The sequence below is a fragment of the Ruminococcus flavefaciens 007c genome (assembly GCF_000571935.1).
Lineage (GTDB): Bacteria > Bacillota > Clostridia > Oscillospirales > Ruminococcaceae > Ruminococcus > Ruminococcus flavefaciens_F.
The window spans coordinates 58,808-74,843 of the sequence record NZ_ATAX01000003.1 but is presented as its reverse complement, the minus strand read 5'-3'; the positions used below and the strand labels follow the sequence as shown (position 1 = coordinate 74,843).

Below are 16,036 nucleotides of genomic sequence, written 5' to 3'. Positions count from 1 at the left end.
GTGGAAAGATGAGTGTTTTCATATGCCCTGTGTGCGGCGAAAAGCTTGAATTGACAGGGAATACCTATATATGCCCCAAGAGACACAGCTTTGACAGGGCTAAAAGCGGCTATGTGAATCTGCTTCTCTCCAAGCATACCGGAAAAACGGTCCACGGTGACAATAAGCTTATGGTGCAGGCCAGAAGGAGCTTCCTTGACAAGGGATACTATGCTCCTCTGTGCGAAGCTCTCTGCAATGCTGTTACTGAAAACTTCAAAGGCGGTACGATTATTGACGCAGGCTGCGGCGAAGGATACTACACAAGCGCAATTATTGATAAGCTTCAGCAGTATAATATTGCTGCGGAGGTCTGCGGTATTGATATATCCAAGGCTGCGGTTGAATACTGCGCCAAGCGGTGCAGGTCGGCAGAGCTTGCTGTAGCTAGTGTGTTCCATATACCTGCGGGGAACAGCTCCTGTGATATGCTGGTCACACTCTTTGCCCCCTACTGCGGCGATGAGTTCCGCAGAGTGCTGAAAAAGGGCGGAACAATGATCATGGCAATACCCTCGTCAGACCATCTCTGGGAGCTGAAACAGGCGATATATGATACTCCCTATAAAAATGAAGTGAAGTCCTATGAGCTGGAGGGTTTTGAGTTCGTTTCAGCCGAGAGGATCAGCTACGATATGGAGCTTGTATCTCAGGAGGACATCAACGCGCTCTTTTCAATGACTCCATACTATTACAGGACAGGCCGCGAACAGCAGTCGAGGCTGGGAGGACTGGGCAATCTGACCACAAAAGCTGATTTTGAGCTGCTTGTATACCGCAATATTTGATTAGAACACTGATGTGCAAAATGCTATAATTAAAGTGGATAAAATTGTACATATTACCGACCGGCAGCAGTGCTGAAGGCGTCGTGATATTCACAATATAAAGCAAAGGATTGATTTTATGGCTCTGGACGGAGCATTTTTATACGCAGTTAAAAAGGAGCTCCTGCCTCTTATCGGAGGAAGAGTTGAGAAAGTACATCAGCCCTCCCGCGAGGAGATCATCATCTCCATACGTACCAGAAGCGGCAGCAGGAGACTGTATATATCTGCAAATGCGGGCAGTGCCCGTGTGCATATAACCGAAAACAGCGTGGATAATCCCCAGACTCCGCCCATGTTCTGTATGCTGCTGAGGAAGCGGCTGGGCAGCGGCAAGCTGGTGGATATAAGACAGGACGGACTGGAAAGAATACTCTTTCTTGACTTTGAATGTGTCAATGAGATCGGCGATATAGTTACGGTAACTCTTGCCTGCGAGATCATGGGACGCTGCTCCAACCTTATTATAATAAGTGAGGAGGGCAAGGTCATCGACAGTATCAAGCGCGTGGACGAGGATATGTCCCGGGAGAGAATGGTGCTTCCGGGTATGAAGTACACCCTTCCGCCGAGAGATGACCGACTGAACTTTCTTACTGCCGAGGCTGACGAGATAAAGGCAAGACTTGCCGCAGCCGATACTAAGGAGCTCTCAAAGACCCTCATACGTATCTTTGAGGGCATATCCCCGATACTTGCGCGTGAGTGGGCGTTTTTTGCAGGCAGGGGAGTACATATTGAAAGCGATTCCATTACGGAGGATCAGCTTGACAGACTGCTGTTTACCATAAAGCGCACGCGGGAACAGCTTATAAACGGCGAATGCTGCTTTTCCGCTGTAAGCGACAAGGAGGGGCAGCTGAAGGACTTTTCCTTCGTCCGTCTTTCACAGTTCGGAACTCTTATGTACACAAAAGAGCTTTCGGGTGCTTCGGAGCTTCTGGACTATTTCTATTCCGAGCGTGACAGGTCCCTACGTACAAAGCAGCGTGCAAATGACCTGTTCAAGCTGCTTATGAACCTTACAGAGCGTACATCGAGGAGGATCTCCGTTCAGCGCGACGAGCTTACAGCCTGTGCCGAAAAAGACAGGGCTAAGCTATGCGGAGACCTTATCTCCGCAAATATGTACCGCATACAGAAGGGTGACAGCTCGGTCACCGTGGAAAACTTCTATGATGAGAGCTGTCCGCAGATGACCATAGAGCTTGATGTGAGAAAGACTCCTGCACAGAATGCCCAGCATTACTACAGCGAATACAAGAAGTGCGTGACTGCGGAGGAAAAGCTTACAGAGCAGATCAGCCGCGGTGAGGAGGAGCTTCAGTATCTGGAGAGCGTTTTCGACGCCCTTACCCGAGCTTCCTCGGAGAATGATATAATCCAGCTTCGTCTGGAGCTCCGCGAGCAGGGATACGTCCGCTATGCAGGCGGCAAGGCAAAGCCTCCAAAGGCGCTCCCGCCCATTGAGTACAAGTCCAGTGACGGATTTACCATACTTGTGGGAAGGAACAATAAGCAGAATGACCAGCTGAGCCTGAAGTTTGCCGAGAAGTCGGATATATGGCTCCATACTCAGCTCATAACGGGCTCCCATGTGCTTATACTTACCGACGGTGAGACGCCTCCGGACCGTACCATCGAGGAAGCTGCGGTGATAGCCGCAGTAAACAGCAGCGGCAGAGGCTCGGGACAGGTGCCGGTGGACTACTGTCTTGCAAGATATGTCAAGAAGCCCTCTGGGGCAAAGCCGGGAAAGGTAATATTCACAAATTATAAGACTGCTTTTGTCAAGCCCGACGCCGAGCTTGAACAGAGCTTGAGAGTTTGATATGAATAAAAAAATAGATGCGGATTTTTTCAGACGTGATGTTCTGGAAGCGGCTCCCGACCTTGTGGGGAAGATACTGGTGCATAGGCTGCCTGACGGTACAGAGCTCAGAGAGCGTATCGCCGAAACCGAGGCTTACCGCGGCGAGGAGGATAAGGGCTGCCACGCTGCCAAAGGGCGCACGAAGCGCACTGAGCTGCTCTACGGAGAGAGCGGTGTGATCTACGTATACCTGTGCTACGGTATGCACTGGCTGATGAATGTGATAACGGGAGAAAAGGATCAGCCCCAGGGCTTGCTTCTGCGTGCGGGCAAGCGCTTTGACGGACCTGCAAAACTGACGAAAAATATGAAGATCGACGGAAGCTTCAATGGAGTATCCCTTCGTGAAAATGAAGAGATCTGGTTCGAGGATGACGGATACCGTCCTGAGATAAGGACTGCACCGCGGGTTGGAATAGACTACGCTGGCGAGTATTGGAAGGATATAGAGTGGCGTTTTATCGACGGCAAGGAGTGATACTGTGAATATACGGTGTTTAGGATGTAATTCCATATATGACAGCAGTTCGGTTTTCAGAAGGGCTGCCAACGGAGAATATATGCTCATGCTGACAAAGAGCAGATGTCGTTTTGACATCAACGGGCTCTCCATGCGGACTCCCTCGGATGCTCTTATACTATGCGACGGAAGGCTCCCTGTGGTATACTCCGCTGAGGAGTGTCCTCTGGTTTGCGACTGGATATGCTTTGACGCAGCGGACGAAAAGGAGTTCATAGACTCCCTTGAGTTGATATACAACCGTCCCATAAGGTTTGCGGATACGGATTTCATATCTGAGCTTATGCGGAATATCGCATCGGAATACTATTCTCTTGGTTCCCGCAGGGGAAAGATGCTTGAAAATCTCATGCGTATCCTACTTGTGAAAATGGGAGATGCCATAAATAAAAATACGGACAGCGAGCAGACCACCGAGCCCCATTATGCCATGCTGGCGGAGCTGCGCGAGAAGATCTACCGCAATCCCCAGATGAAATGGAATGTGGATTCCATGGCGGCCTATGTGAATATGTCAAGATCATATTTCCAGCACCTCTACCGCGAAACCTTCGGCGTTTCATGTATTGCTGACGTAATAAGCGGCAAGATCGAGAAGGCGAAGGAGATACTCAGCGAGACAGGCTGCACTGTTTCACAGGTGGCGGCAATGTGCGGTTATGATAATGAGGAGCATTTTATGCGCCAGTTCAAAAAAATGGTGGGAGTTACTCCCACTAAATACAGAAAACAGGTCTGATCAGCTTCCGGCAGTATTTTTAAGAAGTGATAACCTACGATATAACGCCTTTTTCGTCGATTATTGCGCACTATTGTTCAAAAATTGCGGAATTTGAGGCTTTTTTGATACAAAATCATGAAAAATAGTAGACAACGAGTAAATAAAGTGCTATTATTAAATAAAAATAGTCACTTTTTTGCCATTTGTTTAAGCTGTATCACATTAAAAAGGATATGTGCAGCAGATGCCTTGACGCTCAAAACAACGTATCTGCGTTGAATTGTGCTTGTTTTACATTTCTTGTGACGTTTAAATCAAATTTTGGTGAATAATAAGCATACTTAAGACTATTTTAAGAAAACTTCTTTATAATATAAGCAAATGATACGAAAGGAGTGTGAGCTTCGTGCGGCGTGTTCGCATTGAAGGCAATTATGGCAATCAATACATTTGCTCGTAAGGAAATCAAATTCCTCCTTAATATGGAACAGTATCACGGATTAATGGAGGTAATATCGCAGTACATGAATCCTGATAAATTCTGTATCGGCGGCAAAGAGTACGGCATCTACAATATCTACTACGACACACCCGATGACTATCTTATCAGAGAATCGCTGGCAAAGCCTTATTATAAGGAAAAGATAAGACTTCGCAGCTACTATTCTCCCGCATCTCCCGATGATACGGTTTTTCTCGAGATAAAGAAAAAGATTGGCGGCATAGTTACCAAGAGGAGAGTATCAATGACTCTTGCTGAGTCTGACGCTTATCTGGCTGACCGTTCAAAGCCTGAGTGTACAAAGTATATCACAGAGCAGGTTTTCAGAGAGCTGGATGTATTCCTCAATAACTATCCTATCGCGCCAAAGCAGTATATCAGCTATCAGCGCGAGGCTTTCTTCGGAAAGGACGACGGCGACTTCCGTCTTACATTTGACAGAAAGATCACTGAGCGTCGTTATGATCTGGGACTCAATTATGACAGCTACGGCAATTACATAATCGGTGCAGATCAGAGACTTATGGAAGTAAAAGTATCCAATGCTATTCCGGACTGGTTGGTTGCAAAGCTTTCCGAGCTTGAGATCTATAAAACAAGCTTCTCAAAGTACGGCAGAGCTTATCAGAACTTTGTAAGGAGCCAGATCGAGGATGCTCAGCAGCATGCGGGAGGCAGAAGGATATATATATCGGGTATTTCCATGATAAAAAATAATATCATTATGAACAGGAGCGTATGAACTTATGTTTGAACACGGGTTTTTTGGCAATGTGCTTTCGAAGTATTATGAGGACGGTGGATCCGTTATCAACAGCAGCGGTTCAGGGCTTGGTACCATAAAGCCCGGCGAGTTCTTCCTTTGTGTGGGAGCCGCACTTGTGATCGGATTTCTGATCAGTCTTATCTACATCGTTACTCACAGAAAAGAGGGCTATTCTCAGAGCTACGTTCTGACAATGATCATGCTTCCGACTATAGTATCGCTTATACTTCTTCTCATCAACACAACGGCAGGCGCCCTCAGCCTTGCAGGAGCCTTCACTCTGGTGCGATTCCGAAGCGTTGCGGGTGATCCGAAGGATATAGCATACATCTTCTTCGCAATGGCTGCCGGTGTAGCCTGCGGAATCGGATACCTCGGATTTGCAGTAGTATTCTTTGTGATCCTTGGTGTGGTAATGTTCGTACTCAGCGAGACAGACTTCGGCGGATGCAAGAAGAGACATATGACTCTTAAGATCGCTATTCCCGAGAACCTTGATTATCAGGGTGTATTTGAGCCTGTTCTCCGCAGATATACAACATTCTACAAGCTCAGAAGAGTAAAGACTACAAATTTCGGTACACTTTTCGAACTTATATACAGCGTTGATGTTCTTGAAAACATCGATCAGAAGAAGTTTGTTGACGAGCTCAGAGCTCTCAATGGAAATATGACGATCAATCTCGTATTCTTCAAGTACGACGATAAGATCTACGAAAACTAAACTTAATAATTACTACCCTCTCAAGGAAATTTGTCAGACTTTCAGTGCAGATAGTCTGACAAATTTCGTATATACGGAAAAGGAGAGAAATATGAAATATAGAAGGATATTGACAGTTTTAACTGCTTTTATGGTAATTATAAGTGCTTATTCCTGCGGTAAGGATGCTCAAGATAAATCAGATGAACAGCAGCCTACTACTGTAACAACTCAATCGGGAAATAATTCTTCAAATAAACTGACCTGGGGGAAGAATAATTCACAGCAGCAACAGCAGAACAATAACGGTCAGAATAATCAGATGCAGCAGAACGGCACCCCAAACGGTCAGGGCGGAGCTCCTAACGGCGGAAACGGTAATCCAAACGGAAATTATCCCGGCGGAAATAATCCCAACGGATACAATAACGGGAATAACCCGTGGATGAGCAGCAACGGCAGCTCATGGGGCAGCTATAGCAGCGGCGGAAATCAGTCCTGGGGACAGTCAAGCGGAAATCAGTCCTGGGGACAGCCCTCGGGCAACGTCTGGAGCGGCCCTTACTACAACAGTCAGAACAATACAACACAGAATTATCAGTCTCCCAACAACAATAACGGGAACAATAACAACGTGAATACGACTACCCGGCAGAATAACGAAAATCAGAATACAACTACCCAGACTACCACTACTCTGGCGGTTACAAATACTACAAGGGCAACATCTCCTAATACTACTACCGCCAACCAAGGCGGGCAGACTCTGTCTGAATCAGACTATACAGCTGAGATAACTCTGGGTAATAACATAAGTGTAAATGGCAGCGGAGTGACCGTAAACGGTTCCGTTGTCACTGTTACGAGCGCAGGAAACTTCATCTTCAGCGGATATCTTGGCGACGGTCAGATATACGTAAATACGGATTCTCCAAATGATAAGGTGACTCTTATCCTTAACGGTGTTGACATCACCAATTCCTCGGGACCTGCTATCTTTGTTGATGAAGCAAAGCGTTGTACCATCAAGTTGAAGGACGGTTCTGTCAACTACCTTACCGACGGCGGAAACGACGCGGAAAACAACGGTGCTATATTCTCCAAGGATAACCTGAGATTCAAGGGCAACGGTGAAGTCTATATAACCGCAAATAATGCTCACGGCATCTCCTGCAATGACGATGTAGTGATCGAAAACGGTACATTCAGCATCATGTCCGTCAAGTCCGGCATTTTCGCTCATGATGATATTACCATCGACGGCGGAAGAATAAGGGTCAAGGCAGGCACAAACGGTATCAAGTCAAAGGGGACTCTCAATATCAACGGCGGTTATGCCGTTATCTCGGGAGGAAACAGGGAAGAAAAGAGCTCTATATTTGCCGAGAGCACATTCACCTATACGGGCGGTGTGGTATTTGCGGCAGGTAATACAGTATCTATCCCCCAGAATTACAGCAATTCCTTTGTTGTAGTCGAGCTGAGCGAAATTGCGGCTGCAGGTTCTATGGTAGAGCTCTACCTCAATAATTCGCAGCTGATGTCCTTTGATCCTCATAATGATTTCAGAAGTATTATGGTTCTCTCACCCGAGATCATGAGCGGTAATACATTCTATACCATTGTTAACGGAAACAAGAGCGGAGTTACTACTGTCATTGACGGTCTTAACTATGTTAAACAGTGAATATAAAAAGAGATTTTTGATAATAAAATGTAAATTTGCAATAACAGCGAACAAATTCACAAAAAATTGACAATAAAAAATTGAAAAAAAGTGAGAAAACTACACAATATTACATTTTAGTGCATAATTGTTTATTGCCAAATGAGCAGATATGCAATATAATAATATCAGCAAATGAAGATTATTGGTATTCAATATCAAGTACCCTCCCCTCTCATGTGCTTGATAATGAATATTGGTTCACTTGCACGCCATAGAAATAGTTTTGTCAAGTAATAAAACTAACCCCTTTCATTTGTAATTTTTTCATGTTTTCTATTCTCAATAACTTTTTTTAACTTATTGTCTATGGCTCGATCCACAGTGCTAAACGATTTTATCGTTTGGATCGATTATCCGCCCCTTGTGGGCGGCTTTTTTTACATCGTGAAACTTGCGTGAAATATTATATAATCCGCTTGACAAATTCTATAATCGGTGCTATGATATATATAAACAGGAAAGGAAGTGATGCAGCGTGAAAAAAAGCGTATACAGTCTGGTGCTCATGGACGATGTCATAAAGGCTGTTGACGATGAGGCCTACCGACTGGGCACAAGCCGCTCAAATCTTATCAATCAGATACTTGCACAGCATTTGTCATGCGTGACGCCGGAAATGCGTATGAGAGAGATCTTCGGTCAGATAGAGGAGCTTATGAGCAGCAGCTTCAGGATCCAGGAGCAGCGTTCTCCGTCGCTGATGACCGTGCGTACAGCCCTCGAATACAAATACCGTCCGACTATCAGCTATAAGGTAGAGCTTGAACGTTCTCCCGAGGTTTATCTCGGTACTCTCAGAGTGAATATAAGGACGCAGAGCGCTGCACTTATAGATATGTTCCACAGATTTTTCGCCTACAGGGCAAAGCTGGAAAACAGCTATCTTTCAAGACTGGGTATAGACAGCTACAGCTGCGAGATAGGCGACGGGAGCTTCTCGAGGAAGCTTATAAACACAGGGGCTCTTTCGGGAGAGCAGGCAGGTGAAGCAATAGGGGAGTACATCAAGGATCTTGACCGTGCTGTCAAGACTTATCTGGCAGCTCCCGAGAGCTTCGGCGAGAATGCTCCCATACTGGAAAAGAATTACCGTGCCCTTCTCGGGCGGTATATTATTTAGAATGTAAAAAAAAAGGGATAAATATGAATTATCAGAATGGAGGATATTATTATGAATGCAGAGAAATTGACTCAGAAGTCCATTGACGCTGTAAGGAAGGCTCAGAGCATTGCTGTTATGCAGTCAAACTCGGTCATAGAGCCGATACACCTCCTTGCAGGTCTTGTGCGTCAGGAGAACGGTCTTATACCTCAGCTCCTGAAGAAAATGAATATAGATGAAGATATTTTCGACAGCGAGGTGGAGAAGAAGATAAACGCCCTTCCAAAGGTAACAGGAAGCGGCAGGAGCAGTAATCTCGGTATATCCGCAGAGTGTGACCGTGTTCTCACGGCTGCCGAGGGTATTGCATCAAATATGAAGGACGAGTATGTTTCGGTGGAGCACCTCATGCTTGCTCTTATAGACAGCAAGGACAGGGACGTTTCGCAGCTTCTCGGTACCTTCAATATAAATAAGGATTCCTTTCTCAGCGCTCTTATGTCTGTCAGAGGAAATACGAGAGTCACCAACGAAAATCCCGAGGATACTTACGATGTCCTTACAAAATACGGACAGGAGCTTGTGGGACTTGCCCGCAGGAACAAGCTCGACCCAGTTATCGGCCGTGACAGCGAGATACGAAATGTTATCCGCATACTGTCAAGAAAGACGAAGAACAACCCTGTGCTCATCGGTGAGCCGGGCGTCGGAAAAACTGCCATTGCAGAGGGACTTGCCCTTCGTATCGTGGCGGGAGATGTTCCCGACAGCCTTAAAGACCGCAAGGTGTTCTCCCTTGATATGGGAGCTCTCGTGGCAGGAGCCAAGTACCGCGGAGAGTTTGAGGAGCGTCTGAAGGCTGTCCTCAATGAGATAAAGAACAGCAATGGTCAGATACTCCTGTTCATAGATGAGCTGCATACCATAGTAGGTGCAGGCAAGACCGACGGTGCAATGGACGCAGGCAACCTGCTGAAGCCTATGCTGGCAAGAGGTGAGCTCCACTGTATAGGCGCTACGACACTTAACGAGTACCGTCAGTACATTGAGAAGGATCCTGCGCTTGAAAGACGTTTCCAGCCTGTTATGGTGGACGAGCCAAGCGTTGAGGATACTATCTCCATACTCCGTGGCCTGAAAGAGCGTTATGAGGTATTCCACGGCGTTAAGATAAGCGATAATGCGCTCATATCAGCGGCTGTACTGTCCAACAGATACATCACTGACAGATTCCTGCCTGATAAGGCTATAGATCTTATTGACGAAGCCTGTGCGACTATACGTACAGAAATGGATTCCATGCCTACAGAGCTGGATGTTATCTCACGTAAGATTGTTCAGCTGGAAATAGAAGAAGCTGCTCTTAAAAAGGAAAGTGACAATATCTCTCAGGAGCATCTTGAGGATATTCAGAAGGAGCTTGCAGAGCTCCGTGAGAAGTTCAAGGGCATGAAGGCCAAGTGGGAGAACGAAAAGAATGATATATCTGCTGTTCAGAAGCTCCGTGAGGAGATAGAAAGGACAGGCGGCGAGATCGAAAAGGCTGAGCGTGAGTATGACCTCAACAAAGCGGCTGAGCTCAAATACGGCAAGCTGCCGCAGCTCCAGAAAGAGCTGGAGGAGCTTGAAAAGCAGGCCGAACATGATGTGGAGAACGGCAGACTGCTTCGTGACAAGGTAACTGAGGACGAGATAGCAAAGATTGTCTGCCGCTGGACAGGTATACCCGTTTCAAAGCTCATGGAAGGCGAAAAGGAGAAGATACTCGGTCTGGAAGGTCTGCTGCACAAGAGAGTCATCGGTCAGGACGAGGCTGTAACGAAGGTCAGCGAGGCTATACTGCGTTCACGTGCAGGCATACAGGCTCCCGACAGACCTATCGGTTCCTTCCTCTTCCTCGGTCCGACTGGCGTGGGCAAAACAGAGCTTGCAAAGGCTCTGTCGGAGATACTTTTCGACGACGAGCGCAATATAATACGTATAGATATGAGCGAATACATGGAGAAATTCAGCGTAAGCCGTCTTATCGGAGCGCCTCCTGGATATGTGGGATATGACGAAGGCGGTCAGCTTACGGAAGCAGTGCGCAGAAAGCCGTACTCAGTGGTGCTCTTTGATGAGATAGAAAAAGCTCATCCCGATGTGTTCAATATTCTGCTGCAGGTACTTGATGACGGTCGTATTACCGATTCTCAGGGCAGAACAGTGGACTTCAAGAACACTATCATCATACTCACATCGAACCTGGGCTCACCTTATATACTTGAAGGTATCGACGCAAACGGCGAGATAACCGACGAGGCGCGCGCACAGGTGGAGGGACTGCTGAAAACACAGTTCAGACCTGAATTCCTGAACCGTCTTGATGAGATAATCTTCTACAAGCCGCTGGCTAAGACAGAGATAATAAAGATCGTTGACCTTATGCTGGCTGACCTTCAGAAGCGCCTTGATGATAAGCATATACGCATAAATGTCAGTGAGGCAGCAAAAAACTACATTGTTGACTGCGGATATGATCCCAACTTTGGTGCAAGACCGCTGAGAAGATTTATACAGCGCAACGTTGAGACACTGGCGGCTAAACGTATCATTGGCGGTAATCTCTCCGCAGGCGACGTTATCGACATCGACCTTGATGTAAACGGCAAACTCACAGCGGACTGAGTACAATAATATTTATCTCTTTTCGGGCATGGCATTTATTGCTGTGCCCGTTTTTTATGCCTTCTATATATAATGAAAAAATGGGTAAAATTCAATGGAAAAACGTTGAAGAAAAATGACTTTTCTGAACTTTGTATAGTTGCACAAACATAGCAGCGAAAAATTGTGCATAATAATAGTGGGCGGAAGGTGTTTTTGATGGTTGTAAGGCGGCTGAAACCTTTATATTTCGGAATAAAACGACTGTTTTATACTATTTGTAAATCAAAAATCACAATTGTGAATTTTTTTCAACGGAAAATAGGCAAATTCTATGGCGGTTTTGAATAAAAACGGGGCTGTAAACAGCCAAATATAGGTGGATTTGTCATTTTTTCGGGATTAACTTGACAAATCGTTATAAAGGGTATATAATTCAATTGTAAAATCTTATTTATGGAGGATCATACTATGACAAAGACCGAATTAATCAGTGCAGTTGCTGAGAAGGCTGACTTCACTAAGAAAAACGCAGAGACAGCTGTAAATGCTATCATCGCTACGATCACAGAAGCTCTCGCAGGCGGCGAGAAGGTTTCCATCGTTGGTTTTGGTACTTTCGAGGTTCGCGATCGTAAGGAGAAGCAGGTAATCAATCCTCAGACTAAGAAGATGATGACTGCTCCTGCTTCAAAGGCACCCGCATTCAAGGCTGGCCAGGCACTTAAGAACGCTGTAAACAAGTAATTCTAAGGAGGAAATCATCATGCCAGATAACAAGACTGCAGAGAAAAAGTTAGAGACAGCTACTGCTCCTGCTGAGGAGAAGAAGGCTGTTGCTAAGAAGGCTCCTGCTGCTAAGAAGCCTGCTGAGAAGAAGGCAACTGCTGCTGCTAAGAAGCCCGCTGAGAAGAAGGCTCCTGCTGCTAAGAAGCCCGCTGAGAAGAAGGCAACAACTGCTAAGAAGCCTGCTGAGAAGAAGGCTCCTGCTGCTAAGAAGCCTGCTGAAAAGAAGGCAACAACTGCTAAGAAGCCTGCTGCTAAGAAGACAGCTACAGTTGCTGTAGAAAGCAAAGTTGTTATTCAGGCAAATGGTTTAGATGTTACTACCGCTGATCTCATTGAGAAGGCTAAGAAGCTTTCTGGTGAGAAGGATATAAATAAGGTTGATATTTATATCGTTATAGGTAGAAATAAGGTATATCCTGTAATCAATGGAATACCTAAGCCAGAATTTGATCTTTTCTAAGAATTATAGAGCTCCGCTTTAATGCGGAGCTTTTTGTATATGTTAATTGATAAGCCCCGCGGCAGCTGCCGCGGGGCTTGTTCGTTATGTTATTTCACCAAGATATATCAGAATTTATCTTTTTAGAATCAAACGTGCAACTCTGACATTTCCGTTCATTTCATCAGACTGAAGATAAAAACCGCATTTTTCTGTATAAAATCTGATGTTTTCACTTTTATCTGCCGGTGTTATTAATGAAAAGCTTTTCCAGTCACTATAATATGATTTTATGAATTCCACAGCTGACGTTCCGATACCCTTGCCTTGATATTCGGGAATAACACATAAACATCCGATCTCATATTCTCCTTTTTTCAATTCTTTGCAGGAAATGCAGCCTATGGGTTCGCTGTTATATATGATCAGGAATTTAGGATGCTCGATTATTGATAACTTCATCATTTCTATGGTCTTTCCGTATGCAGGACATTCACCGTATCTTATATAGTCCTTGTAAAATGAGGCGTTGTATATTTCTGTAAGTAACTCTGCATCTTCAGCGGCAGCTTTTCTGTATTCTGTCTTCATAAACATCAACCCTTTCATTTACAGCTTATGTGAGCCTTAATTATATCAAATTACACTTGTTTTGTCAACAGAAAATCTATATCAGCAGCGACTTTTATCTGCCTGCTTTCAATTGAACAGCCCCGAGGCAGCTGCCCCGGGGCTGTAATGATGAAGAACTGTTTCTTTAAGATTTATTTTTCTATCATGCTGCTCTTTCCGAGAAGGAAAAGCTGTATCTCAAGTGCATCGTCTGCTGTCATGCCGTTTCCGTCAATATCGGCGAATAAATGTCCTCTTGTTGTGAGGTGATGCTGCTCTGTTCCGTCCAAGCTGTACTTATCAGGGTTCGCAAGAGCCTGCATGATGAGTATTGCATCTGCAAGGTCAATACTGCCGTCGCAGTTGGCGTCGCCTTTTTTACCTGAGTATTTTACGATCCTGAGATCGCCTGCTACTAAATAGTTTGTCTTGGTATTGACCAGAAGAACACCTGAAACTATATCATCTTTAAGTATATGATAATCAAAATCATATCCGATCTTTGCGGATATGGAATCCATGTCCACACTGAAACCCTTACGGTTCCTGAGTTTGAATCCGTTATTTCCGCTGCCGTAGCTGAAGGATTCTGCTACTTCGTCCTTTATTTCTATGAATTTGTTGTCTGAATCCTTGGCGGATATATATACTTTGTAAGAGAAGTCGTTTGTATCGTACAGGGTCTTTTCGTATTCATCATCTTTGACATTCAGTGCGATCGTTTTTCCGCTGCCTATACTTATTATATAGGATTCGCCGCCTTTGAGCTTGCTGAAGTCGCTGATGCTGTATGTTTCACCGCTTTCGGATATTACTGTTATATACTTGGGATCGATTTTCACGGGCTCCCAGACATAGTTAGTTATTACGTTCTTAGCATTGCCCTTGTTGGAATATTTCATTGCACTGTGGTGAGCTTTGATCACAAGTCCGCTGAAATCAAACTCCTCGCCCTCTGTGTATACGATCTTTGTGGGAAGAGTCTCGATGGAGTCGAAGTGATCTACGCCTGTGCCCCATCTCCATATCTCAGGTTCCTCTGCTGTGGTGGTTGTTGTAGGTACTTCAGTTGTTACGGAGGACAGAGGTGTTGTGGTCGTAGTAGTTTCGGTTGTGACCTCTGTTGTCTCAGCATCGCATGAATCCTTGGCGGATACGTACACCTTGAAGGAGAATTCATTTGTATCATACAGGGTCTTTTCGTATTCATCATTCTTGACATTCAGTGTGATCACCTTTCCGCTGCCTATACTTATTATGTAGGATTCGCCGCCTTTGAGCTTGCTGAAGTCGCTGATGCTGTATGTTTTACCGCTTTCGGATATTACTGTTATATACTTGGGATCGATTTTCACGGGCTCCCAGACATAGTTAGTTATTACGTTCTTAGCATTGCCCTTGTTGGAATATTTCATTGCACTGTGGTGAGCTTTGATCACAAGTCCGCTGAAATCAAATTCCTCGCCCTCTGTGTATACGGTCTTTGTGGGAAGAGTCTCGACGGAGTCGAAGTGATCTACGCCTGTGCCCCATCTCCATATCTCAGGTTCTTCTGCTGTGGTGGTTGTTGTAGGTACTTCAACTGTTACGGAGGACAGAGGTGTTGTGGTCGTTGTAGTTTCGGTTGTGACCTCTGTTGTCTCAGCATTGCAGACTGTTACCTGGTATGAATCCCAGTCTGCTGCGGAACCTTCTCCGTACATGATGTAGATATTATATGTTCCCGGCTTTGTGTTGTCAAATTCCGAAGAATCGATGGTAAAATACTCGGAATCAAAAGGCTGGCTGAAGGTATCTCCAATCAGAGTTGAGCTGGTGATGATACCGTAAGCGTATCCGCCGGAGAGATCGAGCTCTTCACCGATGGTATATCTTGTTTTTGAAGGATATGACGTTACATAAAGAATGTAAGTACGGTCATCGGCGTTTTTTTCTTCGGGAGCTGCAACAGTCTTTATGCTCTTGCAGAGTACTACGTTATGGGTGTCGCGTGTATACTGTGAGCCCTCCATTACAGGCAGGTCATCATAATAATAACACATCTCTATGGTTTCGCCGACCTTCAGCTCGTGACCGAGCTTGTCATTAAAACGCTTTATATAATCCTTGGTGCCTATGGAGTACTTTCCGCTGTTTTCAAAAACGATGTACATAATACCGTTTTCGTTGAGTATTTCCTTGACTGTATCGGTTACGGTTGCTGTACCTTTGGGGAAACAATTATCAATAAGAGGATAGCAGTCAAAGCAGGACGATGCACCGCTTGCCGCATAAAAGTAATCTTCCTGTCTGAGTGCCTTGCCGCATACCTTGCAATGTCCGACGATCTCATCGCCTTCGGTAACATTGACGATAGCCTTTGACTCAGCGCCGTTCTTCACATAGGTGATAACGGCTGTTCCCTCTTTAAGGCCTGTTGCCATGGTACCTGTGGTGTCGAGTCTGATAACGTCCGAGGGCTCCACAGTCCATGAATCGGGAGTTCCTGTACCGCAGCACTGGATACGTACAGTCTTTGTCGCTTCGATATTGTATTCAGACAGGAGAAGTGCAAATGAATCGCTGCCTGCAATGGGTGAAGTGACCGTATCGGAGCTTTCTGCTGCGGCATAGTTGTTTTTCAGCAGAGTCTGTGTTCCGGACATCGGAGCGGCTGCAAACAAAGTCGATGACACAGCTGCTGCCATAGTGAATGATAATATTTTTTTGAATAGCATAAAAATACCTCCTTTACAATTTCATGCTTTCTATTACTTAGACGAGGCAGC

13 protein-coding genes are annotated in these 16,036 nt (G+C 45.4%); 11 read left to right on the top strand and 2 right to left on the bottom strand.

Going from position 1 to position 16,036, the window contains the following annotated elements; all coding sequences use genetic code 11:
* The first annotated feature begins 8 nt into the window (after positions 1-8).
* The 11 genes from RF007C_RS00295 (at position 9) to RF007C_RS17595 (ending at position 12,677) form a co-directional block, all read left to right on the top strand.
* A complete protein-coding gene (locus RF007C_RS00295) occupies positions 9-827 on the top strand; it encodes a putative RNA methyltransferase (protein ID WP_037296380.1) in 819 nt (272 codons plus the stop codon).
* Positions 828-945: 118 nt separating this feature from the next.
* Positions 946-2,697 carry an Rqc2 family fibronectin-binding protein gene (locus RF007C_RS00290; protein ID WP_037296378.1) on the top strand — a complete coding sequence of 584 codons (1,752 nt, stop codon included), beginning with the start codon at positions 946-948 and terminating at the stop codon, positions 2,695-2,697.
* Position 2,698: 1 nt separating this feature from the next.
* Positions 2,699-3,217, top strand: coding sequence for a DNA-3-methyladenine glycosylase (locus RF007C_RS00285; protein WP_037296376.1), 519 nt, complete (start codon positions 2,699-2,701; stop codon positions 3,215-3,217).
* Between the two features lie 4 nt (positions 3,218-3,221).
* Positions 3,222-3,998, top strand: coding sequence for a helix-turn-helix domain-containing protein (locus RF007C_RS00280; protein ID WP_019678314.1), 777 nt, complete (start codon positions 3,222-3,224; stop codon positions 3,996-3,998).
* Between the two features lie 416 nt (positions 3,999-4,414).
* Positions 4,415-5,224 (top strand): polyphosphate polymerase domain-containing protein, encoded by an 810-nt coding sequence (locus tag RF007C_RS00275; RefSeq protein WP_037296374.1) that lies wholly within the window; start codon positions 4,415-4,417, stop codon positions 5,222-5,224.
* A 4-nt stretch (positions 5,225-5,228) separates the two neighbouring features.
* Positions 5,229-5,972 carry a DUF4956 domain-containing protein gene (locus RF007C_RS00270; RefSeq protein WP_019678316.1) on the top strand — a complete coding sequence of 248 codons (744 nt, stop codon included), beginning with the start codon at positions 5,229-5,231 and terminating at the stop codon, positions 5,970-5,972.
* Positions 5,973-6,063: 91 nt separating this feature from the next.
* Positions 6,064-7,638 carry a carbohydrate-binding domain-containing protein gene (locus RF007C_RS16125; RefSeq protein WP_051456443.1) on the top strand — a complete coding sequence of 525 codons (1,575 nt, stop codon included), beginning with the start codon at positions 6,064-6,066 and terminating at the stop codon, positions 7,636-7,638.
* A 517-nt stretch (positions 7,639-8,155) separates the two neighbouring features.
* Positions 8,156-8,800, top strand: coding sequence for a hypothetical protein (locus tag RF007C_RS00260; protein ID WP_051456442.1), 645 nt, complete (start codon positions 8,156-8,158; stop codon positions 8,798-8,800).
* Positions 8,801-8,851: 51 nt separating this feature from the next.
* Entirely contained in the window at positions 8,852-11,449 is a 2,598-nt protein-coding gene (gene clpB / locus RF007C_RS00255; protein ID WP_082316642.1) for an ATP-dependent chaperone ClpB, read from the top strand.
* A gap of 450 nt (positions 11,450-11,899) precedes the next feature.
* Positions 11,900-12,175: an HU family DNA-binding protein gene (locus tag RF007C_RS00250; protein ID WP_019678320.1), complete on the top strand. Its 276-nt coding sequence runs from the start codon at positions 11,900-11,902 to the stop codon at positions 12,173-12,175.
* A 19-nt stretch (positions 12,176-12,194) separates the two neighbouring features.
* On the top strand, positions 12,195-12,677 hold the full coding sequence (locus tag RF007C_RS17595; protein WP_037296372.1) for a DUF6465 family protein: 483 nt from the start codon (positions 12,195-12,197) through the stop codon (positions 12,675-12,677).
* Between the two features lie 114 nt (positions 12,678-12,791).
* On the opposite strand, the gene RF007C_RS00240 is transcribed toward RF007C_RS17595, so the two are convergent.
* Positions 12,792-13,247: a GNAT family N-acetyltransferase gene (locus RF007C_RS00240; protein ID WP_026052817.1), complete on the bottom strand. Its 456-nt coding sequence runs from the start codon at positions 13,245-13,247 to the stop codon at positions 12,792-12,794.
* A 173-nt stretch (positions 13,248-13,420) separates the two neighbouring features.
* The gene (locus RF007C_RS00235) at positions 13,421-15,985 is read right to left on the bottom strand and encodes a dockerin type I repeat-containing protein (RefSeq protein WP_037296371.1); all 2,565 of its coding nucleotides are present in this window, start codon (positions 15,983-15,985) and stop codon (positions 13,421-13,423) included.
* Positions 15,986-16,036: the final 51 nt, after the last annotated feature.